This window comes from Amphritea atlantica, assembly GCF_024347255.1.
Lineage (GTDB): Bacteria > Pseudomonadota > Gammaproteobacteria > Pseudomonadales > Balneatricaceae > Amphritea > Amphritea atlantica.
The window spans coordinates 4,517,660-4,544,460 of the sequence record NZ_AP025284.1 but is presented as its reverse complement, the minus strand read 5'-3'; the positions used below and the strand labels follow the sequence as shown (position 1 = coordinate 4,544,460).

The following is a 26,801-nucleotide window of genomic DNA, read 5'->3' as shown; positions in this document are numbered from 1 at the left end:
CCGGTTATTGGGCAGCGTTATAGAAGCGCTGCTCGGTGGCCACTCCTTCCAGTGGTATATCCCAGCTTTCGGTTGTCAGCTGGTCCACTTTCTGCAGGTCATGAGCCAGTCCGATCAGGCGGGTTCCCCTGTCTTTACGCCAACTCTGTTTAAATGCAAAGGTACGGTCGTAGTAACCCCCACCCATACCCAGCCGACCGCCCTCATCATCAAATGCCACCAGCGGCAAAAGCACCAGGTCCAGTGCCCAGGCCGGGCGGCGTGGCGCCCGTATAACTGAGGGCTCTTTGATACCGTAGATGTTTTTCGTTAACACCGTCTCTTTTTTGTATTCAATAAACCAAAGGCGGTTATGACGAACCGGATGGAGCACGGGAAGGAAGCACTGTTTACCCCGTTTGCGGCAGTAATCGATTACCTGTTCGGCACTGATCTCACCATCGCTGGCAAGATAGAGCGCGATGGTGCGACTGCGGCGGAACTGAGTTAGCCGTCGTAAGGTTGCGAGTAATCCGTGCGCGTGCTGACGTTGCTGTGCGGGAGTCAGGCTTCGCCGCGCTTTGCGCATCTGACGACGCAGATTCTGTTTAAAATCTGTGGCTTTATTCATAGGTTGGGTGCAGAAGAAAAAGAAAAGACTCCCCAGGGTTGCGGCGCTGATATCGGCCCTGAACCCGAAGGTTCAAGGTGGCAGCCTCCGGAGAACATTAGGCTTTCCGTCTGGCGGACATGCACATCAGTTAACCAGGAAGCTTCCAAAAGTGTGATTATCGGCTCAAGGGACTAAATCAGACTACCAATAACCTCAGGGAGCTGGCTCCATTATACCGCTCCGAAACGGAATGTCAGCCTTGAAATAAAACTTAACTGTGCTAACAGATAAATTGGCTGGTCAGTAACCTTATGAAAAGCAAGTCTATTAATTAAAGATGAAAAATATTCATGGCAGGATCAGGGGGTATCCGGCAGTGTCTGCTCAATCAGTTGGCTCAGCTGATTGAGTCGGGAGTGGGTCTCGTTGCGTTCTGCCGCCTGGTTTGTTTGCAGCTCATAGGTGATATTCAGTGCCGCCATTACGGCAACCTTTTCGGAGCCGATGATGCGTCCTCCGGCTCGTATCTCCTGCATCTTTTTATCCAGATAAGCGGCTGCTTTCAGTAGCTCCCCCTCAGCTTCCGCCGGACAGGCGACTACATACTCTTTGCCCAGCAGCGTGACGGAGATATTTCGCGGGGAACTGCTCATGCCTGCTGCTCCAGTGTTTTAAGGCGACTGATCATCGCTTCGATTTTCTGCTCTGTCTGCCCGGTGATCTGAAGGCGCTGGTTGCGCTCCTCTTTCAGTGCTGCGATTTGCAGGTGCAGATCCCGGTTTGACTGCTCAAGTTGCTGGCAGTGCCGGATCAGCTCATTGATCTGTTGTTCCAGTTTATCGAACGCTTGCGCAGACATAGGTATAAGACTCAGTTATCAGAGACAGTATGATAAGCGGAAAATGGTTGGTAATCGAGTGCTGTTTCGTGGTGCCACCGTAGTTGAAGTGCTAGGATATGAATCCAGAAAAGTTAAGTCGATACAGAGTAGCTCCGCCATGCCCGAAACGCAGTCCCCCGAAGATTACCTCCCCGAATATTATGAAATGTGCGATGTGCTGGTCGCCGAAGACAGTATGACCAGTAGCGCTGCTGAGTTGCACGGTTTGTTGTGCGGCTATCTGTCCGCTGGTGCCCGCTTCAGTCACGAAGCCTGGCTGAAGCTGGCCGCTGAGCTGACCGATATTACAGAATTTCGCCATGAGTCCTCTAAGCTCGCATTTACCGACCTCTATGACGGCGTGGTAGCGCAGTTGGAGCAGGGCGATTTCGGCTTTCAGCTGCTGCTACCCGATGATGATCTGTCCATGGCTGAACGGGCCGAAGCTCTGGGATGCTGGTGTCAGGGTTATCTGACTGGTTTTGGTCTGCAGGGTGGACATACCAATGAATCGCTCTCGGATGAGCTGAAAGAAGCGCTTGCCGATATGGAGCAGATCGCTCAGATTGAGCTGGAACCTGAAGCAGACGAAGAGAGTGAGGCGGATCTGATGGAGCTGCAGGAATATGTCCGTATCTCATCGATGATGATCTTTGGCGAGTTTAATGCTCCGCCGTCACCGGAGGAGGTTGCACCGGGTGCAACCCTTCACTAACAGGAGTGACTACCGAGATGCGAATCAGTCAGTCAGGTTTTGCCGCCCGTCGTCAGCAGTTGATGGATCAGATGGCACCGGGCAGTGTTGCGATTATTCCGGCAGCGGCAGATGTGCCACGTAACCGGGATGTTGAGTATCCCTTCCGTCAGGATAGCGATTTTTATTATCTGACCGGTTTTAATGAGCCGGACGCACTGCTGCTGCTGATACCGGGGCGCAGTGAGGGGCAGGTGGTGATTTTTTGTCGTGACCGGGACCCTGAGATGGAGATCTGGAACGGTTATCGCGCCGGACCTGAAGGGGTGTGTAAACAGTATGGTGCCGATCAGGCCTACCCCGTTGCCGAAATGGATGAGCGGATGGCTGAGCTGCTGGAGGGCAGGGCACGGCTCTATTACTCCATGGGAAGCAGTGAAGCGCTCGATGGCCAGGTGCGTGACTGGCTCAACAGTATCCGTAAGAAAGCCCGTCTGGGAGCGGTTGCGCCATCTGAAATTGTTATGCTTGATCACCTTCTGCATGAGATGCGGCTGTTTAAATCAGCGGAAGAGATTGAGGTGATGCGGGCTGCGGGACGGATCTCAGCAGAAGCCCATGTCCGGGCGATGAAGGCGTGTCAGCCGGGATTGCTTGAGTATCAGCTGGAGGCGGAGATTACGCATCATTTTGCGATGAACGGCTGCCGCCTGCCTGCTTACTCCTCCATTGTCGGTGGCGGTGATAATGCCTGTGTGCTGCACTATACCGAGAATCGGGATGAGCTGAAAAACGGTGATCTGGTGCTGATCGATGCGGGCTGTGAGCTGGACTACTATGCCGGTGATATTACCCGCACCTTTCCTGTCTCCGGGAAGTTCAGTCCGGAACAGCAGGCGGTTTACGAGCTGGTGTTGAAGTCTCAGTTGGCGTGTATCGAAGCGATTCGCCCCGGGGTGCCCTGGATCCGTATTCATGATCTGTCGGTTGAGATATTAACCCAGGGACTGATTGATCTTGGGCTGCTCAAAGGTGATCTGGAAGGCTTGATTGAAAGTGGCGCCTATAAAGCGTTTTATATGCACCGCATCGGCCACTGGCTGGGTATGGATGTGCATGATGTTGGTGATTACAAAGTGAATGGCGACTGGCGGCCTCTGGAGCCGGGTATGGTAATGACCGTGGAACCGGGCATCTATATTTCACCACAGAACGAACATGTGGATAAGAGATGGCGAGGTATCGGCATCCGTATTGAAGATGATGTACTGGTGACCGAAAATGGCTATGAGATTCTCAGTGCCGGTGTACCAAAAAGTGTGGCTGAGATCGAGCAGTTAATGGCTCGCTAAGCCTTATGTACAAGTATCTTTTCACGCCTGTTGCAGGCGGCCTTACGTGTTAATAACCCGGACGACTATGAAGCAGCATTACGATATTTTGATCATTGGTGGTGGTATGGTAGGGGCCAGTCTTGCTGCGTCGCTGATCCCTGCCGGGAAACGGCTGGGGCTGTCTATCGCGGTGGTTGAAGCGTTTCCGATGACTGATGCCGGCAGTGTTGAATACCAGCCCAGTTATGATGCCCGGGCGACGGCGCTGGCCTATGGCAGCCGTCTGATCTACGAACAGATCGGTATCTGGGAGCAGCTGTGTGAACATCTCTCTCCCATCACTGATATCCATGTGTCAGATAAGGGGCGATTTGGTGTGTCCCGACTCAATGCCGGGGAGGAAAACGTCGCTGCGCTGGGGTATGTGGTAGAAAATCACTGGCTGGGCCGGGTACTGATGAATCGCTTAGCTCAGCCGGATGCGGCGCATATTGATCTGCTCTGCCCTGCTGAGGTAACCGCAGTAAGCTACCAGCAGCAGAATATGGCGGTGACACTGAGTGCCGGGGGATCTGAACACTCGCTGACAGCTGAATTAGTGGTGATGGCCGATGGCGGCCGTTCAGGGTTGCGCGAGCAGCTGGGGATCGGTTATCAACAGCAGGGCTATCATCAGCATGCACTGGTCACCAATATCAGCCCGGAAACCAGCCATCACCATATCGCCTATGAACGCTTCACCGATACCGGGCCGATGGCGCTTCTGCCCCTTGAAGATCTGCCCGCAGATTCCGCTAGCGGACAAACCGGAGTTCGTCACCGGATGGGGCTGGTGTGGACCGTGCCCGATGACCAGATAGAGGAACTGATGGCGCTGAACGACCGGGCGTTTATTGAGCGGGTGCATGAGCGGTTTGGTTACCGGGCCGGCGTGTTTGTTAAAGTGGGGGAACGCTACAGTTACCCGCTGAAGCTCAGTGTCGCCGATGAGCAGGTGCGGCAGGGGTTGATCGTGCTTGGCAATGCCGCCCATGCGCTGCACCCTATCGCCGGTCAGGGCTATAATCTGGCGCTACGGGGCGTGGTGTCTCTGGCGGCTGAGCTGATCCGGGCCCGGGAGGCGGGTATCGGTCTGGGGGATGTCAACCATCTGACCCGGTTTGCCCGGCAGGTGCGTCAGGATCAGCAAAAAACCATCGGTTTCAGTGACAAAACCATGAAACTTTTCTCCAACAGTAACCCTCTGCTGGCGCTGGGACGCAGTGCCGGTTTACAGTTGCTGGATATCTGCCCGCTGGCGAAAACAGTGTTTGCCCGCAGTGCCATGGGACTTGATCAGCCCACCCCGGATCTGCGCTAATTTACCCTGCATCTGCCTGCTGCATAGCGGTGTGAGAGGACTCGAATGACACACAATAACGAAACAGATCTGGTGATTGTCGGTGCCGGTATGGTGGGGCTGACACTCGCGGCTTTACTGGCAGACAGCGGTCTGCGTATCCGTATTCTTGAAAGCCGGGAGATCGATCCGGTGAGTGCGCTGGCGTGGGAGCAAAGTCAGCGGGCAAACGGCTATGATCCCAGGGTGAGCGCGTTGACGGTAGCCTCGCAGCAGGTATTAACAGTGGCCGGTGCCTGGCAGCAGATCGAACAGATGCGCTTGATGCCCTATCGGGCAATGGATGTCTGGGATGGCGAGGGTAGCGGGGCGATCCGCTTTGATTGTGCTGAGCTGCACGAACCCTGTCTCGGACATATCGTGGAAAACCGGGTGACCCAGACCGCACTGCTGAATCGGGTGCAGGATCAGGAAAACTGTGAACTGTCTGTGGCTGTACGGTTGCTGGAACTCTCTGAACCCGACGCAGATGCCGTGCGTACCCTGACACTCAGCAATGGTGAAGTGATCCGGGCGCGCTGTGTGGTGGCGGCCGATGGCGCCCTGTCGAATACCCGTCGGCTGGCGGGAATCGGCATGTGGGAGTGGGATTATGGGCATCACGCCATCGTCACCACTGTGACCACGGAAAAGTCTAATCAGGCGACCTGCTGGCAGCGTTTCACTGAGGATGGCCCGCTGGCGTTCTTGCCGCTACCTGACACTCACCTCAGCTCGATTGTCTGGTCAACCTCTCCGGACCATGCCAAAGCGCTGATGGAGCTGGATGATGTCGAGTTCTGTCAGGCATTGGGACGCGCTTTTGAAGAGCGCCTGGGGGCGGTGCAACAGACCGATCAGCGGTTCGTCTTTCCGCTGCGCCAGCGCCATGCAAAGCAGTACGTTAAGGCAGGTTTTGCCGCAATCGGTGATGCGGCGCATACGATCCATCCGCTGGCTGGACAGGGAGTCAACCTGGGGTTGATGGATGCTGCGGCGCTGGCGGAAACGATTATCGATGGTGTGACGGACGGAGTGGCCTGGAATTCTGAATATCATCTGCGTCGCTTTCAGCGCGCGCGGCAGAGTGAAAACCTGCAGATGGCGGCAACAATGGAAGGCTTTAAGCGTTTGTTTAACACCCATAATCCGTTACCGCGATTGCTGCGTAATAGCGGTATGAGCCTGCTGAATACCCTGGCACCGGTGAAAAATCATATCGTTCAGCAGGCGATGGGGCTCAGTGGTAATCTGCCTCGTCTGGCTCGCAGACCTGTCAGGGATTAAGCGGCTTAATTGCGCCTGGTAACAGCGATAGCGCAGCAGCAGAGTCTTATCGATAGCGGAAAAACGTTATATAGACTAATTGATCCGGGTGAATCTGAGAGCAAAATTTGCACTGTCAGATAATTCTATATACATTGTCTGCCCTTTTCAGATATAGCCCTTAGCTTTAATGCTGAATAACAATTAATAGTGTCAGTTACAGAGTGACGACAAAGTCGCTCAGGATAAAAGAGTTAAGAATATGGGACAGCAAACCGCGCTTTACCAGAAACACCTGCAGATGAATGCTAAGCTGGTCGACTTTGGTGGCTGGGATATGCCTATAAATTATGGTTCTCAGGTTGAGGAACATCATAAAGTACGTACCGATGTGGGAATGTTTGATGTATCCCATATGACGGTGGTTGATGTCACCGGCGCCGATGCCAAAGAGTATCTGCGCTATCTGCTGGCGAACGATGTGATACGGTTGAAGGAGCGCGGAAAAGCACTCTACAGCGGTATGCTGAATGAGACCGGTGGTGTGGTTGATGATCTGATTGTTTACCTGATGACCGACCCGGATGTCACTGGAGAGTGGTTTCGCGTGGTGGTCAACTGCGGCACCCGGGAAAAGGATCTGCGCTGGATGGCAGATCATACCGCGGGCTTTGATAATGTCGCGCTGACCGAGCGTCCGGAATTGGCGATGGTGGCAATTCAGGGGCCCAATGCGCTGGCCCGGGTAATCTCGGTTGTGAGTGAATCCAGAGGCAAGCTGATCGAGAATCTGAAGCCTTTTCAGGGGCTTGAATCTGAAGGCTGGTTTTTTGCCAGAACTGGCTATACTGGTGAAGATGGACTTGAGGTGATGGTGCCGGAGGAGTATGTTGCAGACTTCTGGCAGGCGCTGGCGGATGCCGGTGTTGCTCCCTGTGGACTGGGTGCGCGTGATACATTGCGCCTTGAAGCGGGTATGAATCTGTATGGTTCGGATATGGACGAGAAAATTTCTCCGCTGTCGGCTAATATGGGTTGGACAATCGCTTGGGAACCGGCCGATCGCGATTTTGTCGGCCGTCAGGCGCTTGAAAATCAGCGCAGTGCTGGTGTAAAACAGAAGCTGGTGGGGCTGGTACTTGAAAGCCGGGGCGTTCTTCGCAGCCATCAGAAAGTGATGATTAATGGTGAGGAAGCGGGTGAGATCACCAGCGGTACTTTCTCTCCGACCCTGGGTTGTTCTATCGCAATGGCCCGGGTTTCAGCTGAAATTGCTGATACATGTCATGTTGATATGCGTGGCAAACTGGTAGAAGTAAAAGTGGTAAAACCGTCATTTGTGCGCAATGGCGCGAAAGTGTTTTCATAAACTCTCACTGTAGGAAAGAGAAAATGAGCGATATCCCAAGTGATCTGAAGTATGTTGCCAGCCATGAATGGATCCGTGACGAAGGTGACGGCGTGGTTACTATTGGTATTACCGATCATGCCCAGGATCTGCTGGGTGATGTAGTATTTGTTGAGCTGCCAGAAGTCGGCGCTGAATTTGCTACAGGTGATGATCTGGGTGTAGTCGAGTCGGTTAAGGCTGCTTCGGATGTATACGCGCCGCTGAGTGGTGAAGTGATCGCCATCAATGAAGAGCTGGAAGATGCGCCTGAGCTGGTGAACAGCGACCCTTATGGCGATGGCTGGTTTGTCCAGATCCGTCTCTCCGATGAGAGCGAAACCGACGACCTGCTGGATGCGGATGGCTACGCGGAACTGTGCGAAGCTGAAAGCTGATCAGAACTCTGATCATAGATATTTAAGCCCTGCCCCTGCGGGGCTTTCTGTTTTCTGGGGACACAGGATATTGCTGTGGTTGCCCGACACTATAACTGCAATTCTGAAGGTAACTCTCCTTGCAACAACTACGTTTGAATCCCGGCGCTGATAAGCGTCTTCGCGGTGGCCATGTCTGGATCTACAGCAATGAAGTGAACACTAAGCTTACCCCGTTGAAGCAGTTTACCCCGGGCGAGCAGGTGGTGGTGGAGAGTTCTTCAGGCAAGCCGCTGGGGCTGGCCTGTGTCAATCCTAACTCGCTGATCTGTGGTCGTCTGGTGAGCCGCAGTGTGAAGATCCCGCTGGATCGCTCGCTGATTGTGCATCGTCTGAATATTGCGTTGTCACTGCGTGAAGCCTGCTTTGACACGCCTTGCTACCGTCTGGTGTTTGGTGACAGTGATGGCTTGCCTGGCCTGGTGATCGACCGCTTCTTCGATATTTTTGTGGTGCAGATTTCGACTGCGGGTATGGAGTTGCTGAAAGAGGATATCGTTGCGGCACTGGAAAAAGTGTTTAAACCGCAGGGCATCCTGTTCCGTAATGATGGCAAGATGCGTCAGACCGAGGGGCTGGAAAGTTATACCGAAGTCGCCTTTGGTGAAGTGCCGGAACTGGTGCCATTTGAAGAGAATGGTGTGTCTTTCGTGGCGCCGGTACACAAAGGTCAGAAGACCGGCTGGTTCTATGATCACCGTCTTAACCGGGCGCGGATGCAACAGCATGTTGAAGGTAAGCGGGTGCTGGACCTGTTTAGCTATATCGGTGGCTGGGGCGTGCAGGCACTGGCGGCGGGTGCGGAGCACGTTACCTGTCTGGATGCCTCTGAGTTTGCGTTGGATATCTCCCAGGAGAATGCGGTTCTGAATGGCGGTGAGGAGCGTTTTACCACCATTCAGGGCGATGCCTTTGATGGCTGTAAAATGCTGCTGGAGGAGGAAGAGAAGTTTGATGTGGTGATCGTTGATCCGCCGGCCTTTATTCAGAAGCGCAAAGATATTCGTAATGGTGAGCAGGCGTATAAGCGGATCAATCAACTGGCGATGCGACTGGTGGCCAAGAACGGTATTCTGATATCGGCATCCTGTTCGATGCATCTGCAGCGAGAGCGGCTGGTGGATATCATCCGTTCGGAAAGCCGTACGCTGGATCGTCAGGCACAGATCTTTGATCAGGGGCATCAGGGCGGCGATCATCCGGTGCATCCGGCGATCCCTGAAACCGACTATCTTAAATCATATTTTGTACGACTGTTGCCAGTTACCTGAGCTGGCAGCGAAAAGAGGGGAAAGGGTATGGAGTATAAGTTACTGGGTAGCAGCGACCTGAATGTCAGTCGTATCTGTTTGGGGACGATGACGTTTGGGCAGCAGAACTCCGAAGCAGAGGCGCACCAGCAGCTGGATTATGCTGTCGCCCAGGGAATCAATTTTATTGATACGGCTGAGATGTATCCGGTTCCCCCTATGGCTGAAACTCAGGGGCGTACGGAGCAGTATATCGGTAGCTGGTTAAAGGCCCGGGGTAACCGGGATCAGGTGATACTTGCCACTAAAGTGGCCGGCCCTGCTGATATGGCTCAGCATATTCGTCCCGGCCTGTGCCTGGATGGCAACAATATCCGGGCTGCGGTGACCGCCAGCCTGCAACGGTTGCAAACCGATTATATCGATCTCTATCAGCTACACTGGCCTGATCGGGCAACCAACTTTTTTGGCGAACTGAATTACCGTCACCAGCCAGAGCGGGATGGTACACCGCTACTGGAGACGCTGGAAGCATTAAAAGCGCTGGTGGATGAAGGCCTGATACGCTACGTGGGGTTGTCCAATGAGGTGCCCTGGGGGGTGATGAAGTTTCTCAGTTATGCCGAGTCTCTCGGGCTGCCCCGGGTGGTGTCGGTACAGAACCCTTACAATCTGCTGAATCGCAAAGATGAAGTTGGTCTGACCGAGGTACTGCATCGCGAAGGTGTAGATCTGCTACCCTATTCGCCGCTGGCCTTTGGCACCCTGAGTGGTAAATATCTGGATGGCAGTGCAGGCCCTGATGCGCGCATTAATCAGTTTCCGCGCTTCTCCCGTTATTTTACGGAACAGGGGCTCAAAGCCACCGCGGCGTATGTGCAGCTGGCCCGTGATCAGGGTCTGGATCCGGCACAGATGGCGCTGGCGTTTGTAAACAGCCGTCCATTTGTGGGCAGCAATATTATTGGTGCGACCACTATGGCGCAACTTAAGAGCAATGTTGACTCTATCGACCTGACGTTGTCCGCAGAGGTTCTGGAGCAGATCGATCAGATAGGGGTTCAGTACTCAAACCCCTGCCCCTGATATTGCGAATCATCACTGCGCTCTTACCCTGGTTATCTGCAGGGAGGAGCGCTGTTTTTTTCAGGCCACTCTGCAACGCTTCAGTTGCTGATTCAGTGCCGCCATCACCTGTCCCCGCTTAACCACACCCACCAGAATCCCGTTCTCTACCACAGGGTATATTTTGGGTTTATTAATCGCCATCATCTGCGCCAATTCAAGAGCGGTATTGGTTGGTTTTACGATGAGTGGATCACGTCGCATCATATCTTTTACCAGAACATGGCTATCACAGTGGTAACTGTCACCCAGCAGGTAGGGGATGCAGTCCTGTTCTGACAGGAATCCGGTGACATGTTTTTTACCATCCGTTACCGGCAGCCCGAGCATATTGCTGGCGAGAAGGTGATCTACGGCTTGTGGTAACGACATCTCTTCATTTAATGGAGTCATGTTTTCAGACATGATCTCTCTAACCAGAATCATCGTCTTGCTCTCCTGTTGTTGAGTTAGCATATGGCTTTTTGCGTACATGCTATTTACACAGTTTTGCAGTAAAACGCGGATTTAACCAATCAGAATTGACTATTTAGCGGATAGTGAAAATTAAATAGGGGGGAAGGGGGCGATCCGGGCAGAGGAGAGGCTCCGCCCCGGGTCAGAAGGGGCGGATGGATTAACGCAGGCTGATAATGGGCCAGCCTCTCTCTTTGGCGGTCTGCTCCAGTAATGCATCCGGATCGACGGCAATAGGGTTGTCGACCAGTTCCATTAGCGGCTTATCGTTGATTGAATCGCTGTAGAAATAACTGTTCTCCATGGAGTGGCCGGTCTGTTCAAGCCAGGTCTGGAGCCGCTCAACTTTACCTGACTGGAAGCAGGGGGTGCCGGCAATCTTGCCGGTATAGCGTCCGTCAATCTGTTCCGGGTCGGTTGCCAGGGTGGCGTCAACGCCCAGGGCAGTTGCGATAGGGGCGGTGACAAACCGGTTGGTGGCGGTAATAATCAGCAGAAAGTCGCCCTGTGCACGGTGTTTTTGCAGCAGGGTAGCTGCTTTATCCAGCATCATGGGTGCTACTTTGGTTTCCATGAACTCCCGGTGTAGCTCTTCCAGTCTCTCAGGCTCATGTTCGCTCAGAGGCTTCAGGGCAAACTCCAGGAACTCATAGATATCCAGCGTGCCCGCTTTATACTGCTGGTAAAAATAGTCATTTGCCCGGCGGTATTGTTCCGCATCGACAAGACCTTTATCGCACAGAAACTCGCCCCAGGCATGATCGCTATCGCCGTTCAGCAGTGTATTATCCAGATCAAAAATGGCCAGACTCAAAGTGACCTCTCCAACTTAATTCAGGGAAGCGCCTAGAATAGAGGCTTGCTGTAAAGGAGGCAAATGCTAATCTCTGGCAATTGATGGGTTAATTTGCTGAAAGACCTGAAGTTGTGGAACAATAGCGAAAAAGAGTTTGTAAGGAATTCACCGTGATAGATTCAGATGGGTTCAGGCCGAATGTCGGTATCATTCTGGCTAACTCGATGGGTCAGGTGCTTTGGGCAAGACGTATAGGGCAGAATGCATGGCAGTTCCCCCAGGGGGGCATTAACGCGTCAGAATCGCCGGAACAGGCGATGTATCGGGAACTAAAAGAGGAGATCGGGCTCTCACCTGAGGATGTTGAGGTGATCGCTGTTACCCGAGGCTGGCTTCGTTACCGGCTGCCCAAACGCATGATAAGGCACCATTCCCATCCGGTTTGTGTCGGACAGAAACAAAAGTGGTTTTTGCTGCGAATGTTGAGTGATGACAGCGCAGTGGTTATTGATTCAACTAATTCGCCGGAGTTTGATGGCTGGCGATGGGTCAGTTACTGGTATCCTCTGGGACAGGTTGTGGCCTTTAAACGGGATGTGTACCGCAAAGCGATGCGGGAACTGTCGCCTAAACTGACGCGTTTGGTACTGGGTGGCTGGTATTTAAAGGAGTAAGCATTACATGCTGGAAACGCTGCGCAAAATTGTACAGGAGGTTAACGCCGCACCTGATCTTGAGTCGGTGCTGGATGTTATCGTCCGTCGGGTGCAGCGAGCCATGCGTACAGATGTATGCTCTATCTATCTGATAGATCAGCAGCGTGAACGCTATGTTCTGATGGCGACTCAGGGGCTGAATCGAAAGTCAGTGGGGCAGGTATCCCTCTCTCTGGATGAGGGGGTTGTCGGTATGATAGGCCAGCGCGCTGAGCCTATCAACCTGGAGGATGCTGCCACCCACAGCGCATTTACCTACCTTAAAGGCACGGGGGAGAAGAAGTTTCATGCTTTCCTGGGTGTCCCCATTATTCATCACCGGACGCTGCTGGGGGTTCTGGTTGTCCAGCAAAAGCTGATCCGTAAGTTTGATGAGTCGGAAGAGGCGTTCATGGTGACGATGTCAGCTCAGCTGGCAGGTGTCATCGCCCATGCGGAAGCCACAGGCTCAATTCTGCAGATCTCTGATCATACCAAAACGGAATCTGACCGAAAGTTCGAGGGCGTATCCGGTTGTATCGGGGTGGCTATCGGACCTGCAGTGGTGATGACACCGCTGGCCGATCTCAATGGCGTACCGGATCGTAAGATAGACGATATCAAGGCTGAAGTTGCGAAGTTCAAGAGCGCGCTGGCTCAGGTTCGTCGGGATATCAAACGGGTGGGGCGCAGTCTGGCCAAACGGCTGCGATCAGAAGAGCGTGAGCTGTTCGATGTCTATATCAGGATGCTGGATGATAATGCCCTGGCGGGTGAGATTATCTCGCGTATTAAAGAAGGGAGCTGGGCGCAGGGAGCTTTAAGGCAGGTTATTGGCGAGCATGTGCAGCAGTTTTCCATGATGGATGATCCCTATCTGCGAGAGCGGGCAACCGATATCCGTGACCTTGGTCGTCGAATGCTGACCTGTCTGCAGGAGTCGGGCCCCTCTCTGTCAGAGATCGAATTTCCTGAAAATACCATCCTGGTTGCCGATGAACTGACCCCCGCGATGTTGGGTGAAGTGCCCACAGAGAAGCTTATCGGTCTGTTATCGGTGCATGGCTCGGGTAACTCCCATGCTGCGATTCTCGCCCGCTCGATGGGAATTCCGACAGTGATGGGGGTGGTTGACCTGCCCTATACCCGGATTGAGGGGCTGCAGGTTATTCTCGATGGCTATTCCGGCCGGGTATTCGTTAACCCTTCGCCGGATCTGAGTCAGTGTTATCGCGATATTATCCGGGAGAAAATGAGGTCAATGCCGGGCTTGAAGGGCTGAAAGAGCTGCCAGCGGAAACGACCGACGGTTATCGAATGCCGCTGTGGGTGAATACTGGTCTGATTACTGATGTGGCGCGTTCGCTGGACCGGGGGGCTGAGGGAATCGGCCTGTATCGTACCGAGATCCCTTTTATGATCCGGGATTTTTTCCCCAGTGAACAGGACCAGATGGAGACCTATCGTAAACAGCTTGAAGCGTTTGCGCCCCGTCCGGTGACCATGCGAACTCTGGACATTGGTGGCGACAAGCCGCTGCCATACTTTCCGATTGAGGAGGATAACCCCTTTCTTGGCTGGCGGGGTATCCGGGTCACGCTGGATCACCCGGAGATCTTTCTGGTGCAGATCCGGGCGATGCTTCGTGCTGCTGAGGGACTGAATAATCTGCGTATTATGCTACCGATGGTCACCAGTGTGCATGAGGTTGATGAGTCCACCAAACTGATTGCTCAGGCCGTGGAGGAGTTGCGCGAAGAGGGGCATGTGATTAATCAGCCGCTGATCGGGGTGATGGTGGAAGTGCCTGCCGCGGTGTATCAGGTAAGGCGGTTTGCCCGGCGGGTTGATTTTATCTCGGTGGGTTCTAACGATCTGACCCAATATCTGTTGGCCGTTGACCGCAATAACCCCCGGGTGGCGAGTCTCTATGTACCCTATCATCCTGCGGTTCTGAAAGCGTTGCAGTTTATTGTGCATGAAGCGCACAAGGAAAATGTCTCGGTCAGTATCTGTGGTGAGATGGCGGCAGACCCCGGTGGGGCTATTCTGCTGATGGCGATGGGCTATGATGTGCTCTCTATGAACGCAACCAACTTGCCGAAAGTTAAGTTCGCCCTGCGAGGCATCAGTTTTGATCGTGCCCGGGAACTGCTGAATCAGATTATTGTGATGGATGATGTGGATAAGATCCATATGACGCTTCGCAATGCACTCAAGGAGCTGGGGCTGGGGCAGCTTACCCGGCCGACCATTCCCGATTAAGCTCTCTTTCCAGCCGAAACCGGATGCTCCTGCGTCCGGTAGCTCCCTGATCGTTATAGTTTTGCTCGACAACCTCAACCTCACCATTATGTTTAATCAGTAATGCCGTCGTCGCCCGGGTGCCATAGTTGTCTGAGTGAATAAAGCTGGAGGAGAGTCGCCGTTCCAGTTCTATGTCAATGCCGGTATCAGGCAGCAGGGTGTCAGGATATGTTTCTCTGTCAGCCATCAGCTGTATGAGGTTTTCGCCGCTTAACTCACCGGCGTCGATACAGGTTTTTAATGCTGCTTTACGGGCTTCAAGCTTGGGCCAGGGGGTATCGAATACCGCATTGCTGATACCGTGTATGCCTGGGGGAACCGGTTGCAGTGGTTCGCTGCGGTTTGACAGATAGCAGAGCTGGTCGCCATCATCGATCAGTTGATTGAAGCCGTCAAAGTTATCGATGGCGGTGTTGCGGATAAAAGCATTACAGCTGTCGTTACTCAGCAGAAATGCCAGTGGCAGGTTGCCTCGGGAGAGGATGCCCTGTTGTGGTCGCCGGCCATCCCGGTGGTTGGTCAGCGCAGAGAAACGACCGTTGCGGGTTAGTCCCAGCCAGGTGCCGCCCTGCTCCAGATCCTGACCTGCCAGCAGTTGTGGCTGATCGGGCCAGTATTGCATCGGTCGGGTAGGCCGGTGGTAAAACTCATCCCGGTTAGCGGTGAGGATCAGTCGGTAATCCGGGTGGTAGTTATAGGCGAACACAATCAGGCACACGGTCAGCTCTCTTTTTTGATGGGCGGGTTAGTTATATAACAGCTTCATTTAAAATCAAAATCTGTCATTTATCTATTGTAGGATGCGTTGCAGGCGTGGTTATATCTGGGCTGATTTAAAGTAAGGGAAGAGCGTTTTGATGTGGGTTCACAATATTGATCCGATTGCGGTGGCGTTAGGGCCGTTAAAAATTCACTGGTATGGGCTGATGTACCTGGTTGGCTTTGCCTCCGCCTGGTACCTCGGCGGCAGGCGTGCCCGGCGCCCGGGCTCCGGCTGGACCGAGGAGCAGATCTCCGATCTGATCTTCTGGGGCGCGATCGGGGTTGTGCTGGGTGGCCGGTTTGGTTATGTGGTGTTTTATAATTTCGGTCAGTTCCTCGACGATCCGTTGTGGTTATTTGCCGTATGGGAGGGGGGGATGTCATTCCATGGCGGCTTGCTGGGGGTGATCGCCGCAATTGGTTATTTCGCACATAAATACCAAAAGAGTTATTTTGATATCGGCGATTTTGTCGCGCCGCTGATCCCTATAGGTCTGGGAGCGGGGCGGATAGGCAATTTTATTGGCGGCGAACTCTGGGGGCGGCCAACGGATCAAAGCTGGGGAGTTATCTTTCCCCGTACCAGGGATATGATCGCCCGCCACCCTTCGCAGCTTTATGAGTTTGCGCTGGAAGGGGTGGTGCTATTTGTTGTTTTATGGCTTTACTCGGCTAAACCCCGGCCGAAAATGGCGGTGTCGGGGATGTTTTTACTGCTCTACGGTATCTTTCGTTCCAGTGTGGAGTTCTTCCGTCAGCCGGATGTCCAGCTAGGCTTTGTCGCGCTCGACTGGATGACCATGGGTCAGGTGTTATCACTGCCGATGATTGTGATCGGTGCAGTGTTGCTGTTGCTGGCTTACAAAAAGGAAGCAAATCATTAGAGAAGTATCAGGCCGGTAACGGGGAGGGTTGAATATCCAAAGGTGATGGCCTGTGAAAGGATGCCGTGCCGGGCAGTATCTCCCGGCACCGGGTGTCCTTAATGGTATCGACTGCGATTAAATTAAAGACAGCTGCGTGAGTGCGGTTTCAATTTTCTTCCGGGTCGTTGCAGAAGGGGGCATTATTGGTAACCGCACTTCATCCTGGCAGATGCCCGTCAGCGACAGCGCATACTTTATCCCGCTGGGGCTGGGTTCTTCAAACAGAGCCAGATGTAGCGGCATCAGTCGCTCGTGAATCGCTAACGCTGTTTGATAATCGCCGTTCTGACAGGCTGACTGCATCGCTGCGCAGAGCGCAGGTGCCACATTCGACGTGACTGAAATACAGCCCCGTCCCCCCATCGCATTATAGGCAACCGCTGTTATATCCTCGCCCGACATATAGCTGAAATCTCTCTTTATCAGAGATCTTTCGCGGCTGATGCGTGACAGATCCATGGTGGCATCTTTTACCCCTGAGACTCTTGGAAGGGCAGCCAGTTGTGCCATCGTCTGTGGTTGCACATCGACAATGGTGCGTGGTGGAATGTTGTAGATGATGATCGGGATATTAGTTTGATCATGGATCAGTTTAAAATGCTCATAAAGTCCCGCTTGCGAGGGACGATTGTAATATCCCGCCACGCAGAGAATGCCATCCGCGCCCGCCTGTTCAGCTGTTTTTGCGTAAACCAGAGCCTCGGCCGGGTTGTTCGAACCCGCTCCAGCAATCACCGGTACGCGGCCAGCGGTTTCCTCTACGACTATTTCAATAATGCGCTTGTGTTCGGCTTCGGATATTGTCGGAGACTCCCCCGTGGTCCCCACGGGTACTAACCCCTGAGTGCCCTGATCTATCTGCCAGTTAACCAGTTGCCTGAGTGCCGCTTCATCAACGTTTCCCTGATTGAATGGGGTGATTAGCGCCGTATATGAACCATAAAACATAAAAACTCCTGAGATTGTATAGGCATAAAAAAAGCCCGGTCACATTGCTGCGACCGGGCTCTTGTATGAAATTGTTTAGTCAGTAATTACACACGTCCACCATTGCCGCACAGAGCAAACTGTTTACAGCATTTTTGTTTAGGCAGGTGAGAAAGTGTGTACATTAAAGAAAACTCTTAAGTGACATGTAATTGTGTAGGCCAATGTAACACGCTGTGGCGATATTACAAGACAGCGGATGTCAATATGTCAGCGTAATCAAGTCAGTGTTGGCCTTTATAGGGAGGTACTGAATAACCTCAGCTTTGGCGGGTTAATCTGGTTGTTGACGAACTAACGCCAGTTTAAGTAGTGCTGCTACTGACATAGCATCGGTGATCTTCCCGTTCATGGCCATCTCGATGGCTTCGTTGACAGGTACTTTTATCAGTTCGATATCTTCTGTGTCTTCCAGCTGCTGTGTGCCCTGGCTGAGGCCGGTTGCCAGAAAGATATAGGCGATCTCATCGGTGACTGAGTTTGATGTCCGTAACTCCATAAAGAGTTGCCAGTGTTGTGCGATGAAGCCGGTCTCTTCACGGAGCTCCCGTCTGGCTGCCTCCAGGGGTGGCTCATCCAGCGGACCACCTCCTTCAGGGATCTCAACCGTGGTTTCATTATTGGGATAGCGGCTTTGTCTGACGAGGCAGATCATATCGTCATCATCAATCGCCAGAACGCCAATGGCATGTGATTTGAAGTGAACCACCCCATAGATCCCTTCGGTGCCGTTGGGGCGGATCACCTCTTCATGGCGCACCTGTATCCAGGGGTTGTCGTAGACGACTGACTGGCTCTTTTGCTGCCAGCCGCCAATTTTTAATTTCGGCATAATGGCCCTTTAAAGGTCAGCGGTGGGAACGACTCACTATCTGATCAGGATCAGACTGAAAACGGGTATTGAATCGGGTCGTGATACTGATAGCCTTCCACTTCGAAGTCGTCGGTGCTGACCCAGGTCTCCAGATCTTCCAGGGTTTTGATATCCGGGTTGATCCTGAAGGTGGGGAGCGGGAAAGGTTCACGGGTCAGTTGTACATCACGCATCAGTTTCAGCTGATCTTCGTAGATGTGAGCATTGACGATCTTGTGATAGGCCTTGCCCGGTTTATTGCCGGTTATCTGAGCGATAATCGCCAGCAGAAAATAGACCTGAACCATATTAAAGGTTAACCCCAGGGGTACATCACAGCTTCGTTGCGTGCTGTTGAGGTGGAGGGTGTCGCCCAGTAGCGAGAAGTGATGGCTGTACATACAGGGCCGCAGGCAGCCCATGTGGAATGCCCCGGGATGATAAAAGGTATAGATCTCGCCGCGATCATCGATACCATTGCTCAGGTCATCGACAATTTTACGTAGCAGATCGACGCTGCCGCCGTCCGGCTTGGGAAAGTTTCGGCCAACCTTGCCATAGATAAAGCCACAATCGTCGGTGCCTTGGCGGTAGGGGTTCGCCAGCCACGCAGGATTATCGTTGGCATTGGCATCCCAGGTTTTTGTGCCGATGTTTCTGAAGTCTGCGGCGTTATTGTAGCCACGAATATAACCCAGCATCTCGGCAATGGCTGACTTATAGAAACTTTTACGGGTCGTCACCAGTGGGAATTCGCCGGCAGCGACATCATAGGTAAGATCGGCATTAATAACGGTCAGGCAGCGCTTGCCTGTGCGTTCATTTTCTACCCAAACGCCTTCATTAATTAGCCTTTGGCAAAGATCGAGATACTGTCTCATTGGTTTGTTATTAACACCTGTGGTTAAATTCAGCTTGCAATGTTAGCAAACAGCAAGGCGCTGGTACCAGTATTAAGGAGATTATATGAACCTGGCGATCATTGTTGCCCAGGCCGAAAACCGGGTGATCGGGATCAACAATAACCTGCCCTGGCATCTGCCGGAGGATCTGCGTTATTTCAAACAGGTCACCATGGGTAAGCCGATTATTATGGGGCGCAAGACGTTCGAGTCGATCGGCCGACCGCTGCCGGGGCGAACCAACATCGTAGTCAGCCGCGATGACGCCTATCAGCCGGATAACGTTAAGGTGGTCAACAGCCTGCAGGCGGCCTGGGATCTGGCTGAGAGTATCTGCATGATTGATGGCTGCGATGAGGCGATGGTGATTGGTGGTGCACAGATCTATGAGCAAGCGCTGCCCCTGGCGGACCGTCTCTATCTGACACAGGTGCATGCTGAGGTGAAGGGGGATGCCTGGTTTCCTGAGTATCATCCCGGTGACTGGGCTGAAGTTGGTCGCGAAGATTTTTCAGCTGCAGACCATAATCCCTATGATTACAGCTTTATTGTTCTCCAACGGATCTCCTGAAGGGTGCCGCTATGATTGAGCCGCTATTGGCCGTGCTTGCGGATGGTAAGTTTCATTCCGGGCAGGCTCTGGGTAAGGCGCTGGGCGTGAGTCGCAGTGCTATCTGGAAGCAGATTAAAATTATTGAAGAGTCTGGACTGGATATCTATAGCGTCAAAGGCCGGGGTTATCGTATTCCCGGGGGGCTTGATCTGCTGAATCGTGAGTTAATAGAGGAGGCGTTGTCACCTGAAGCCAGTCGCAGTCTCAGGCTGATCGACCTCAACCTGATTATACCCTCAACCAATGCCAAAGCGATGGAGGCGGTGTACCGTGATGGGCATGGGTCACTCTATCTGGCCGAGCAGCAAACCTCAGGGCGTGGCCGGCGGGGGCGCAGCTGGGCCAGTCCGTTTGCCAGCAACCTTTACTTCTCGCTCACCTGGCAGTTCAGTAACGGTGCTGCAGCCCTTGAGGGGCTGAGTCTGGCAGTTGGGGTTGCGTTGCTGCGGGGGCTGGCGCGTCTGGGGATCGATGGTGTCGAGGTCAAGTGGCCCAATGATCTGTTGTGGCGTGGCCGTAAGCTGGCAGGGGTGTTGCTGGAGATGAGTGGTGATGCCGCCGGTGACTGTTTTGTTGTGATCGGAGTGGGGATCAATGTGAAGATGCCTGAAGCGGCTGCTGAAGCAATTGACCAGCCCTGGGTTGATCTGCAGCAGGCTCAGGGGGTTGCTCCCTCGCGAAACCGTTTGCTGGCTGAACTGATTAACGAGCTGGTGCCGGTTTTGCTTCAGTTCTCCGAAGAGGGGTTTGTGGCATTCCAGGATGAGTGGCAGGCAGCTAATGCGCATCGTGATCAGGTGATCAGTCTTAATCTTGGCAACCGGCAGGCGCTGGGGGTTTGTCGTGGTGTTGATCAGAGCGGTGCCCTGTTGCTGGAAACGGACGGAGAGTTGCAGGCCTATCATGGTGGCGAAGTGAGTGTGCGTCTGGCATGAATATTCTTGATCTGGATGCAGGTAATACCTTTGTAAAGTGGCGTATAGCGGGAACGGTGTTGGGTGGTCGGGCTCGCCATAATGAACTGGATAGCATCGACTGGCCTGAAAGTGTGGGTCGCATAAGGATCGCTTCAGTTGCCGGTGATCGTATTAACCAGGCATTGCGTGAATTTGTGCAGCAGCGCTGGCAGTTGCAGCCGGAATTTGCAGAGACTCAGGCGGCGGCCTGTGGCGTAGTGAACAGCTACTCCGATCCGGCCCGGATGGGGGTTGACCGCTGGCTGGCGATACTCAGTGCCTGGCAGCAGGCGGGTGCTGCTTGTTGGGTGGTGGACTGTGGCAGTGCAATAACCATAGAACAGCTGGATGACTATGGCCGCCATCTGGGGGGATACATCATGCCGGGGTTGCAACTGATGGGGCGTAATCTGTTGAGTAATACCGCGCAGGTGATTGTTGATCACTCGATAGAAGGGTTCTGCTCGGCACCCGGTGTCAACACGTCTGAGGCGGTTCAGCATGGAGTTAATCTGTTGCTGCAGGCACTGGCGGAAAAAGTGATGCGTAGCGCTGCGGGGCAGCCGGTGTTTGTCACAGGTGGCGATGGAGAGCTGTTCTGTTCGCTGGTTGATGGCGCAATCTGGTGCCCTGATCTGGTGTTGGATGGTCTGTCGCTGGCGCTTGGAGAATAGCGGTGCGCTGGCTGTTTCTCCTGCTATTGCTGGTAAACGCGCTATATCTGGGCTGGCAGCTACGCAAGCCGGAAGTGAATGACACTTTTGTGATGCCTGCTAATGTCTCTCGTATCCGTCTGCTTACAGAAGAGGATGCTTCTCTATTACTGCCGCGGCAATCGGGAGTGACCCCCCCTGAATCTGAGTCGCTGCAGCAGGAAGTGGAGTCGGCTGCTGAGTCGGCAACAATCTCAGAGCCATCGTCTGCAGATGAAACGGCGACCCGCTGGTGTCAGGTGATCAGCGGGATTGAACAGGCGTCGGTTGCTACTGAATTGCAGGGCCGGTTGGCGCAGCAGGGACTGGAGTCAACGGTGGTGCCGGTTGAGGTTGAGCGGGTGCTGGCGTATGAGCTGACGCTGGAAAAGCCTGTCGGATTGCGGGGGCAGCAGGCGCTGCTGGAAAATCTGGCGGCGCTGGGGCTGAGTGCAGAAGAGTCACGGGTGAAGATGAAGCCTGTCTATATTATTGGGCGTTATGGTAGTCGTGCGGAGCTGAATCGGGCGCGCAATGAGCTGATCGGATTGTTTCAACCTGATGAGTATCAGGTGGTCAGTCAGGACAGGCTGTATGATGTCTGGGTGGAAACCGATAGCTCAGTTGAAACCGGCAATAAAATCAAAGAGGTAGATCAGTTTTTTAATTCTGCCATAAAAATCGAAAAAAAATTATGTAAAGGGGTTGCAAGCACAGGGGTGCGTGATTAATATATGCGCCACTTCGCAGCTGATGCCGGTATAGCTCAGTTGGTAGAGCAACTGACTTGTAATCAGTAGGTCCCGAGTTCGACTCTTGGTGCCGGCACCATTTAAGCGGTGAAGTATTGGTAGGGTGGGGTTCCCGAGTGGCCAAAGGGATCAGACTGTAAATCTGACGCGCGAGCTTCGGTGGTTCGAATCCACCCCCCACCACCAATAGCTGCAAGGCGGGTATGGTACAATGGTAGAACCTCAGCCTTCCAAGCTGATGATGCGGGTTCGATTCCCGCTACCCGCTCCAGTTTGATGTGCTCATGTGGCTCAGGGGTAGAGCACACCCTTGGTAAGGGTGAGGTCGGCGGTTCAAATCCGCCCATGAGCTCCATTTTTTCAGAGGGTAGATATAGCGATATGTCTGCCCTTTGTTGTATGTGGCAACGTGGTTAATCACACTTACTTTACTCAAGGTAAATGGCAATGGCTAAAGAACAATTTGAACGTAATAAACCGCACGTTAACGTTGGTACAATCGGCCACGTTGACCACGGTAAAACTACTCTGACAGCTGCACTGACCCGTGTATGTGCTGAAGTTTTCGGTGGTAAGGCTGTCGCTTTTGACGGTATCGATAATGCACCGGAAGAGCGTGAGCGTGGTATCACTATCGCAACCTCTCACGTTGAGTATGATTCAACTATCCGTCACTACGCGCACGTAGACTGCCCCGGACACGCTGACTATGTTAAAAACATGATCACCGGTGCGGCACAGATGGACGGTGCGATTCTGGTATGTGGTGCGACTGATGGCCCTATGCCACAGACTCGTGAACACATCCTGCTGTCTCGTCAGGTGGGTGTACCTTACATCGTTGTATTCCTGAACAAAGCTGACCTGCTGGCTGAAGATTGTGGCGGTGTTGACTCTGAAGAATACGCTGAGATGCTGGAGCTGGTTGAAATGGAGCTGCGTGAGCTGCTGGATACTTACGAGTTCCCAGGTGATGACACTCCAATCATCGCTGGTTCTGCCCTGATGGCACTGAACGGTGAAGATGACAACGAGCTGGGTACAACTGCTGTAAGAAAACTGGTTGAAGCGCTGGATACTTACATTCCAGAACCAGAGCGTGCAATCGATCAGCCATTCCTGATGCCTATCGAGGACGTATTCTCAATCTCTGGTCGTGGTACTGTAGTAACCGGTCGTGTAGAGCGTGGTATCGTTAAGACTGGTGAAGAGATCCAGATCGTTGGTATCCGTGACACTCAGACTACTACCTGTACTGGTGTAGAGATGTTCCGTAAGCTGCTTGACGAAGGTCGTGCAGGTGAGAACATTGGTGCGCTGCTGCGTGGTACTAAGCGTGACGACGTTGAGCGTGGTCAGGTACTGGCTAAGCCAGGTACTATCACTCCTCACACTCGTTTCGAAGGTGAAGTATACGTACTGTCTAAAGATGAAGGTGGTCGTCACACTCCATTCTTCAAAGGCTACCGTCCACAGTTCTACTTCCGTACAACTGATATCACCGGTGCTTGTGAACTTCCAGAAGGCGTAGAAATGGTTATGCCAGGCGATAACGTTAAAATGGACGTTACCCTGATTAACCCAATCGCGATGGAAGAAGGTCTGCGTTTTGCGATCCGTGAAGGCGGTCGTACTGTGGGTGCAGGCGTTGTATCTAAAATCATCGAGTAATTGATGATTTAGGCAACTTAACGGTTGCCACCTAGTAGGGATGCGTGTAACATACGCGTCCCTAGTTAGCACTAGGCCAGTGGCTCAATTGGCAGAGCAGCGGTCTCCAAAACCGCAGGTTGGGGGTTCGAGTCCCTCCTGGCCTGCCAACTCTAATCTGAGTTGGCATCTAACAAGTCATAGCAAATTATCGATAACCGAGGCCCATCGTGAATTCTAAAGTGTCTTCCGAAGGTTCAAAGCTGGATGGCCTGAAATGGGTCGTAGTGGTAGCAATTGTAGCTGCTGGCGTAGTAGGTAATTCTGTTTATTCAGAAGAGTCTCTGCTGTATCGCGTAATTGCATTATTAGTTCTTGCTGGTGTTGCAGGCTTTGTTGCGCTGCAAACAGCTAAAGGTCTGGCTTTCTTTACTCTGTTTAAAGAAGCGCGATCTGAAATTCGCAAAGTTGTATGGCCAACCCGCCAGGAAACACTTCAGACAACTCTGATTGTTACGGTGGTGGTTTTGATTGTAGGTTTGCTTCTGTGGGGTCTTGATTCTTTGTTGAGTCTGGGCGTTGCAGCTGTAATCGGATAAGAGGGAAGAGGCATGGCTATGCGATGGTATGTTGTACATGCGTACTCCGGTTACGAGAAGCGTGTAATGAACTCTCTGAAAGAACGGGTTGAGCTGCATAATATGCAGGATGGCTTCGGCGATATCCTCGTTCCAACAGAAGAGGTTGTTGAGATCCGCGAAGGCAAAAAACGTAAGTCTGAGCGTAAATTCTATCCGGGCTATGTTCTGGTTCAGATGGAAATGAATGATGATACCTGGCACCTGGTGAAAGATACGCCACGTGTCCTCGGTTTTATCGGTGGTACGGCTGATAAGCCTGCGCCAATTACCGAAAAAGAAGCACAAGCCATTCTGCAACGCGTTGAGAGTGGTGTTGATCAGCCGCGTCCGAAAACTCTGTTCGAGCCGGGTGAAATGGTGCGCGTTATTGATGGTCCGTTTGCCGACTTTAATGGCGTAGTTGAAGAAGTGAATTATGAGAAGAACAGGCTGCATGTTGCAGTGCTGATCTTCGGTCGTTCGACTCCGGTCGAGCTGGAGTTTGGTCAGGTCGAAAAAGCCTGATAGCAGTATGTCAGGAATTAACCTCGGTGCTTGAATAGGTGCTGGGGTTTTTCCGTCTTTAAACCGGGGAGCCGAAAGGCGCTACTACCCACCAGGAGTAAAACATGGCTAAGAAAATCCAGGCTTATATTAAGCTGCAGGTTGCCGCCGGTCAGGCGAACCCAAGTCCACCCGTTGGTCCAGCACTGGGTCAGCATGGTGTTAACATCATGGAATTCTGTAAGGCGTTTAACGCGGCTACACAGGGTATTGAGCCGGGTCTGCCGACTCCGGTTGTGATCACTGTTTATGCTGATCGCAGCTTTACTTTCATTACCAAGACTCCTCCGGCTGCTGTTCTGCTGAAGAAAGCTGCAGGCCTGAAGAGCGGTTCTGGTCGTCCTAATACTGAGAAAGTCGGTACTGTTACCCGCGCTCAGCTGGAAGAGATTGCTACCACTAAAATGGCTGATCTGACTGCTTCTGATATGGATGCAGCGGTTCGTACCATCGCAGGTAGTGCACGTAGCATGGGTCTGATCGTGGAAGGAGCTGAGTAATGGCTAAGCTGACTAAACGCCAAAAGGCGATTGCTGAAAAAGTTGAACCAGGTAAGCAGTACTCTGTTGCTGATGCTGTTGCGCTGCTAAACGAACTGTCAACTGTTGGCTTTAAAGAGTCTGTCGATGTGGCAGTAAACCTGGGCGTTGACCCACGTAAATCTGACCAGAACGTACGTGGTTCAAGTGTTCTGCCTAGCGGTACTGGTAAAGATGTTCGTGTTGCGGTATTTGCGCAGGGCGAGAACGCAGAGAAAGCTAAAGCAGCGGGTGCTGACGTTGTTGGTTTTGATGATCTGGCTGAACAGATCAAAGGCGGCGATCTGAACTTTGACGTTGTTATCGCGACTCCGGATGCGATGCGCGTTGTGGGTCAGCTGGGTCAGGTTCTGGGTCCACGTGGTCTGATGCCAAACCCTAAGGTAGGTACTGTAACCCCTGATGTTGTGACTGCGGTCAACAATGCTAAGGCGGGTCAGGTACGTTTCCGTACTGACAAGAACGGTATTATCCACGCTGGCGTTGGTAAAGTTGGCTTCGAAGCTGATGCTATCAAAGCAAACGTTGAAGCGCTGCTGAGCGAGCTGAAAAAGCTGAAGCCTGCTTCTGCTAAAGGCGTTTACATGAAGAAAGTTACCCTGTCCACCACTATGGGGCCAGGTCTGGCAATCGATCAGAGCTCACTGAGCGTTTAATCGGTTTTCAGAAAGAATTGAGGGTCTCTGCGGCGTTGCTGCAGAGGTCGTCAAAGACCGCAGGTGAGAATGGTGCACGTAACCGGACTCTTAATCTATCAGCCTGCGCAGACGGTGTGATCCCCTTAACAGGATCAATTGAACCACCGTACTCGGCGCTTCAGTGATCGATGCTGAAGTGAATGGTAAACAGTCGAAAAGACTAAACCCAGGAGTAAATCGTGGCATTAGGACTCGAAGATAAAAAAGCGATTGTCGCTGAAGTCCAGGAAGCTGCCAAGGGCGCTCTCTCTGCTGTAGTTGCAGATTCTCGCGGTGTGACCGTTGAGAAGATGACTGAGCTGCGTAAGCAGGCACGTGAAGCGGGAGTATGGCTGCGCGTCGTACGTAATACGCTGGCACGTCGTGCAGTAGAAGGCTCTGATTTCGAATGTATCACTGATTCATTCGTAGGTCCGACTCTGATTGCATTCTCTACTGAGCACCCAGGTGCCGGTGCGCGAATTCTGAAAGATTTCGCCAAGGGAAATGACAAGCTGGAGCTGAAGACCGCTGCTTTCGAAGGACAGATCGTTGATATCTCTATGCTGGCTTCACTGCCAACATACGACGAAGCGATCGCCAAGCTGATGGGCTGCATGAAAGAAGCTGCAGCAGGCAAGCTGGTGCGCACTATCGCGGCTGTTCGCGAACAGAAAGAACAAGCAGCTGCTTAATACAAGCCGCTTAAGA

The 26,801-nt window shown here is 52.8% G+C and carries 29 protein-coding genes, 5 tRNA genes, 1 other RNA gene and 1 pseudogene; 26 read left to right on the top strand and 10 right to left on the bottom strand.

What is annotated here, in order from left to right; translation table 11 throughout:
* Positions 1-4 precede the first annotated feature (4 nt).
* From OCU43_RS21035 to OCU43_RS21020, 4 genes are all read right to left on the bottom strand, one after another.
* Positions 5-610, bottom strand: coding sequence for a 5-formyltetrahydrofolate cyclo-ligase (locus OCU43_RS21035; protein WP_091360439.1), 606 nt, complete (start codon positions 608-610; stop codon positions 5-7).
* Positions 611-635: 25 nt separating this feature from the next.
* Positions 636-815, bottom strand: a non-coding RNA gene (gene ssrS, locus OCU43_RS21030) — 6S RNA.
* Between the two features lie 136 nt (positions 816-951).
* The gene (locus OCU43_RS21025) at positions 952-1,245 is read right to left on the bottom strand and encodes a cell division protein ZapA (protein ID WP_091360440.1); all 294 of its coding nucleotides are present in this window, start codon (positions 1,243-1,245) and stop codon (positions 952-954) included.
* Entirely contained in the window at positions 1,242-1,451 is a 210-nt protein-coding gene (locus OCU43_RS21020) for a hypothetical protein (RefSeq protein WP_091360442.1), read from the bottom strand. Before OCU43_RS21020 ends, OCU43_RS21025 begins: the two co-directional genes overlap by 4 nt.
* Before the next feature lie 43 nt (positions 1,452-1,494).
* On the opposite strand from OCU43_RS21020, the gene OCU43_RS21015 reads away from it, so the two are divergent.
* From OCU43_RS21015 to OCU43_RS20980, 8 genes are all read left to right on the top strand, one after another.
* A complete protein-coding gene (locus OCU43_RS21015; RefSeq protein WP_091360443.1) occupies positions 1,495-2,187 on the top strand; it encodes a UPF0149 family protein in 693 nt (230 codons plus the stop codon).
* 17 nt (positions 2,188-2,204) lie between these two features.
* Positions 2,205-3,518 carry a Xaa-Pro aminopeptidase gene (gene pepP, locus OCU43_RS21010; protein ID WP_091360445.1) on the top strand — a complete coding sequence of 438 codons (1,314 nt, stop codon included), beginning with the start codon at positions 2,205-2,207 and terminating at the stop codon, positions 3,516-3,518.
* Positions 3,519-3,585: 67 nt separating this feature from the next.
* Entirely contained in the window at positions 3,586-4,860 is a 1,275-nt protein-coding gene (gene ubiH, locus OCU43_RS21005; RefSeq protein ID WP_091360446.1) for a 2-octaprenyl-6-methoxyphenyl hydroxylase, read from the top strand.
* 45 nt (positions 4,861-4,905) lie between these two features.
* A complete protein-coding gene (locus tag OCU43_RS21000) occupies positions 4,906-6,165 on the top strand; it encodes a UbiH/UbiF/VisC/COQ6 family ubiquinone biosynthesis hydroxylase (RefSeq protein WP_091360448.1) in 1,260 nt (419 codons plus the stop codon).
* Positions 6,166-6,406: 241 nt separating this feature from the next.
* Entirely contained in the window at positions 6,407-7,513 is a 1,107-nt protein-coding gene (gene gcvT / locus OCU43_RS20995) for a glycine cleavage system aminomethyltransferase GcvT (RefSeq protein ID WP_091360450.1), read from the top strand.
* Between the two features lie 23 nt (positions 7,514-7,536).
* Entirely contained in the window at positions 7,537-7,929 is a 393-nt protein-coding gene (gene gcvH, locus OCU43_RS20990; RefSeq protein ID WP_091360452.1) for a glycine cleavage system protein GcvH, read from the top strand.
* Positions 7,930-8,048: 119 nt separating this feature from the next.
* Positions 8,049-9,239, top strand: a complete 1,191-nt coding sequence (locus OCU43_RS20985) for a class I SAM-dependent rRNA methyltransferase (RefSeq protein WP_091360453.1) — start codon at positions 8,049-8,051, stop codon at positions 9,237-9,239.
* Positions 9,240-9,266: 27 nt separating this feature from the next.
* A complete protein-coding gene (locus OCU43_RS20980; RefSeq protein WP_091360455.1) occupies positions 9,267-10,304 on the top strand; it encodes an NADP(H)-dependent aldo-keto reductase in 1,038 nt (345 codons plus the stop codon).
* 60 nt (positions 10,305-10,364) lie between these two features.
* On the opposite strand, the gene OCU43_RS20975 is transcribed toward OCU43_RS20980, so the two are convergent.
* Positions 10,365-10,769, bottom strand: a complete 405-nt coding sequence (locus OCU43_RS20975) for a CBS domain-containing protein (protein ID WP_091360457.1) — start codon at positions 10,767-10,769, stop codon at positions 10,365-10,367.
* 190 nt (positions 10,770-10,959) lie between these two features.
* On the bottom strand, positions 10,960-11,613 hold the full coding sequence (locus OCU43_RS20970; RefSeq protein ID WP_091360459.1) for a histidinol-phosphatase: 654 nt from the start codon (positions 11,611-11,613) through the stop codon (positions 10,960-10,962).
* Between the two features lie 152 nt (positions 11,614-11,765).
* Between OCU43_RS20970 and rppH the strand changes: the two genes are divergently transcribed.
* On the top strand, positions 11,766-12,269 hold the full coding sequence (gene rppH, locus OCU43_RS20965) for an RNA pyrophosphohydrolase (protein ID WP_091360461.1): 504 nt from the start codon (positions 11,766-11,768) through the stop codon (positions 12,267-12,269).
* A 7-nt stretch (positions 12,270-12,276) separates the two neighbouring features.
* A pseudogene (gene ptsP, locus OCU43_RS20960) lies at positions 12,277-14,555 on the top strand (phosphoenolpyruvate--protein phosphotransferase).
* Here the strand turns inward: ptsP and OCU43_RS20955 are convergent.
* Positions 14,530-15,315, bottom strand: a complete 786-nt coding sequence (locus OCU43_RS20955) for an NRDE family protein (RefSeq protein WP_175483575.1) — start codon at positions 15,313-15,315, stop codon at positions 14,530-14,532. The pseudogene ptsP and the gene OCU43_RS20955 overlap by 26 nt on opposite strands.
* A gap of 139 nt (positions 15,316-15,454) precedes the next feature.
* Here OCU43_RS20955 and lgt point away from each other — a divergent pair, with 139 nt between their 5' ends.
* Entirely contained in the window at positions 15,455-16,243 is a 789-nt protein-coding gene (lgt, locus tag OCU43_RS20950) for a prolipoprotein diacylglyceryl transferase (protein ID WP_091360465.1), read from the top strand.
* A gap of 117 nt (positions 16,244-16,360) precedes the next feature.
* Here the strand turns inward: lgt and dapA are convergent, their stop codons facing one another.
* The 3 genes from dapA to OCU43_RS20935 form a co-directional block, all read right to left on the bottom strand.
* Complete coding sequence (dapA, locus tag OCU43_RS20945) at positions 16,361-17,233, bottom strand: 4-hydroxy-tetrahydrodipicolinate synthase (protein ID WP_091360467.1); 873 nt, start codon at positions 17,231-17,233, stop codon at positions 16,361-16,363.
* 313 nt (positions 17,234-17,546) lie between these two features.
* Positions 17,547-18,104 (bottom strand): NUDIX domain-containing protein, encoded by a 558-nt coding sequence (locus OCU43_RS20940; RefSeq protein WP_091360469.1) that lies wholly within the window; start codon positions 18,102-18,104, stop codon positions 17,547-17,549.
* 50 nt (positions 18,105-18,154) lie between these two features.
* The gene (locus tag OCU43_RS20935) at positions 18,155-19,006 is read right to left on the bottom strand and encodes a thymidylate synthase (RefSeq protein WP_091360471.1); all 852 of its coding nucleotides are present in this window, start codon (positions 19,004-19,006) and stop codon (positions 18,155-18,157) included.
* Positions 19,007-19,091: 85 nt separating this feature from the next.
* Here OCU43_RS20935 and folA point away from each other — a divergent pair, with 85 nt between their 5' ends.
* The 15 genes from folA (at position 19,092) to rplJ (ending at position 26,785) form a co-directional block, all read left to right on the top strand.
* Positions 19,092-19,598 (top strand): type 3 dihydrofolate reductase, encoded by a 507-nt coding sequence (gene folA, locus OCU43_RS20930; protein ID WP_091360473.1) that lies wholly within the window; start codon positions 19,092-19,094, stop codon positions 19,596-19,598.
* An 11-nt stretch (positions 19,599-19,609) separates the two neighbouring features.
* A complete protein-coding gene (gene birA, locus OCU43_RS20925) occupies positions 19,610-20,575 on the top strand; it encodes a bifunctional biotin--[acetyl-CoA-carboxylase] ligase/biotin operon repressor BirA (protein WP_091360475.1) in 966 nt (321 codons plus the stop codon).
* The gene (locus OCU43_RS20920; RefSeq protein ID WP_091360477.1) at positions 20,572-21,270 is read left to right on the top strand and encodes a type III pantothenate kinase; all 699 of its coding nucleotides are present in this window, start codon (positions 20,572-20,574) and stop codon (positions 21,268-21,270) included. The genes birA and OCU43_RS20920 overlap by 4 nt, the downstream gene beginning before the upstream one ends.
* A gap of 2 nt (positions 21,271-21,272) precedes the next feature.
* Positions 21,273-22,019, top strand: a complete 747-nt coding sequence (locus OCU43_RS20915) for a hypothetical protein (RefSeq protein ID WP_091360479.1) — start codon at positions 21,273-21,275, stop codon at positions 22,017-22,019.
* A 24-nt stretch (positions 22,020-22,043) separates the two neighbouring features.
* Positions 22,044-22,119: transfer RNA gene (locus OCU43_RS20910), tRNA-Thr, on the top strand.
* Positions 22,120-22,142: 23 nt separating this feature from the next.
* Positions 22,143-22,226: transfer RNA gene (locus OCU43_RS20905), tRNA-Tyr, on the top strand.
* A gap of 11 nt (positions 22,227-22,237) precedes the next feature.
* Positions 22,238-22,311, top strand: a tRNA-Gly gene (locus OCU43_RS20900).
* A 9-nt stretch (positions 22,312-22,320) separates the two neighbouring features.
* Positions 22,321-22,395, top strand: a tRNA-Thr gene (locus OCU43_RS20895).
* Between the two features lie 92 nt (positions 22,396-22,487).
* On the top strand, positions 22,488-23,711 hold the full coding sequence (gene tuf, locus OCU43_RS20890; protein ID WP_261832956.1) for an elongation factor Tu: 1,224 nt from the start codon (positions 22,488-22,490) through the stop codon (positions 23,709-23,711).
* Positions 23,712-23,784: 73 nt separating this feature from the next.
* Positions 23,785-23,860: transfer RNA gene (locus OCU43_RS20885), tRNA-Trp, on the top strand.
* Between the two features lie 60 nt (positions 23,861-23,920).
* Entirely contained in the window at positions 23,921-24,289 is a 369-nt protein-coding gene (secE, locus tag OCU43_RS20880; RefSeq protein ID WP_091362270.1) for a preprotein translocase subunit SecE, read from the top strand.
* Positions 24,290-24,301: 12 nt separating this feature from the next.
* A complete protein-coding gene (nusG, locus tag OCU43_RS20875) occupies positions 24,302-24,835 on the top strand; it encodes a transcription termination/antitermination protein NusG (RefSeq protein WP_091362269.1) in 534 nt (177 codons plus the stop codon).
* A gap of 104 nt (positions 24,836-24,939) precedes the next feature.
* Positions 24,940-25,374: a 50S ribosomal protein L11 gene (rplK, locus tag OCU43_RS20870; RefSeq protein ID WP_091362268.1), complete on the top strand. Its 435-nt coding sequence runs from the start codon at positions 24,940-24,942 to the stop codon at positions 25,372-25,374.
* Positions 25,374-26,069, top strand: coding sequence for a 50S ribosomal protein L1 (gene rplA / locus OCU43_RS20865; RefSeq protein ID WP_091362267.1), 696 nt, complete (start codon positions 25,374-25,376; stop codon positions 26,067-26,069). The genes rplK and rplA overlap by 1 nt, the downstream gene beginning before the upstream one ends.
* Positions 26,070-26,290: 221 nt before the next feature.
* Positions 26,291-26,785: a 50S ribosomal protein L10 gene (rplJ, locus tag OCU43_RS20860; RefSeq protein ID WP_091362266.1), complete on the top strand. Its 495-nt coding sequence runs from the start codon at positions 26,291-26,293 to the stop codon at positions 26,783-26,785.
* Positions 26,786-26,801: the final 16 nt, after the last annotated feature.

Coding starts and splice junctions, on each gene's coding strand:
- OCU43_RS21035 (WP_091360439.1), bottom strand. CDS start 610: ATGAATAAAGCCACAGATTTTAAACAGAATCTGCGTCGTCAGATGCGC.
- OCU43_RS21025 (WP_091360440.1), bottom strand. CDS start 1,245: ATGAGCAGTTCCCCGCGAAATATCTCCGTCACGCTGCTGGGCAAAGAG.
- OCU43_RS21020 (WP_091360442.1), bottom strand. CDS start 1,451: ATGTCTGCGCAAGCGTTCGATAAACTGGAACAACAGATCAATGAGCTG.
- OCU43_RS21015 (WP_091360443.1), top strand. CDS start 1,495: ATGGTTGGTAATCGAGTGCTGTTTCGTGGTGCCACCGTAGTTGAAGTG.
- pepP (WP_091360445.1), top strand. CDS start 2,205: ATGCGAATCAGTCAGTCAGGTTTTGCCGCCCGTCGTCAGCAGTTGATG.
- ubiH (WP_091360446.1), top strand. CDS start 3,586: ATGAAGCAGCATTACGATATTTTGATCATTGGTGGTGGTATGGTAGGG.
- OCU43_RS21000 (WP_091360448.1), top strand. CDS start 4,906: ATGACACACAATAACGAAACAGATCTGGTGATTGTCGGTGCCGGTATG.
- gcvT (WP_091360450.1), top strand. CDS start 6,407: ATGGGACAGCAAACCGCGCTTTACCAGAAACACCTGCAGATGAATGCT.
- gcvH (WP_091360452.1), top strand. CDS start 7,537: ATGAGCGATATCCCAAGTGATCTGAAGTATGTTGCCAGCCATGAATGG.
- OCU43_RS20980 (WP_091360455.1), top strand. CDS start 9,267: ATGGAGTATAAGTTACTGGGTAGCAGCGACCTGAATGTCAGTCGTATC.
- OCU43_RS20975 (WP_091360457.1), bottom strand. CDS start 10,769: ATGATTCTGGTTAGAGAGATCATGTCTGAAAACATGACTCCATTAAAT.
- lgt (WP_091360465.1), top strand. CDS start 15,455: ATGTGGGTTCACAATATTGATCCGATTGCGGTGGCGTTAGGGCCGTTA.
- dapA (WP_091360467.1), bottom strand. CDS start 17,233: ATGTTTTATGGTTCATATACGGCGCTAATCACCCCATTCAATCAGGGA.
- OCU43_RS20940 (WP_091360469.1), bottom strand. CDS start 18,104: ATGCCGAAATTAAAAATTGGCGGCTGGCAGCAAAAGAGCCAGTCAGTC.
- OCU43_RS20935 (WP_091360471.1), bottom strand. CDS start 19,006: ATGAGACAGTATCTCGATCTTTGCCAAAGGCTAATTAATGAAGGCGTT.
- folA (WP_091360473.1), top strand. CDS start 19,092: ATGAACCTGGCGATCATTGTTGCCCAGGCCGAAAACCGGGTGATCGGG.
- birA (WP_091360475.1), top strand. CDS start 19,610: ATGATTGAGCCGCTATTGGCCGTGCTTGCGGATGGTAAGTTTCATTCC.
- OCU43_RS20920 (WP_091360477.1), top strand. CDS start 20,572: ATGAATATTCTTGATCTGGATGCAGGTAATACCTTTGTAAAGTGGCGT.
- tuf (WP_261832956.1), top strand. CDS start 22,488: ATGGCTAAAGAACAATTTGAACGTAATAAACCGCACGTTAACGTTGGT.
- nusG (WP_091362269.1), top strand. CDS start 24,302: ATGGCTATGCGATGGTATGTTGTACATGCGTACTCCGGTTACGAGAAG.
- rplK (WP_091362268.1), top strand. CDS start 24,940: ATGGCTAAGAAAATCCAGGCTTATATTAAGCTGCAGGTTGCCGCCGGT.
- rplA (WP_091362267.1), top strand. CDS start 25,374: ATGGCTAAGCTGACTAAACGCCAAAAGGCGATTGCTGAAAAAGTTGAA.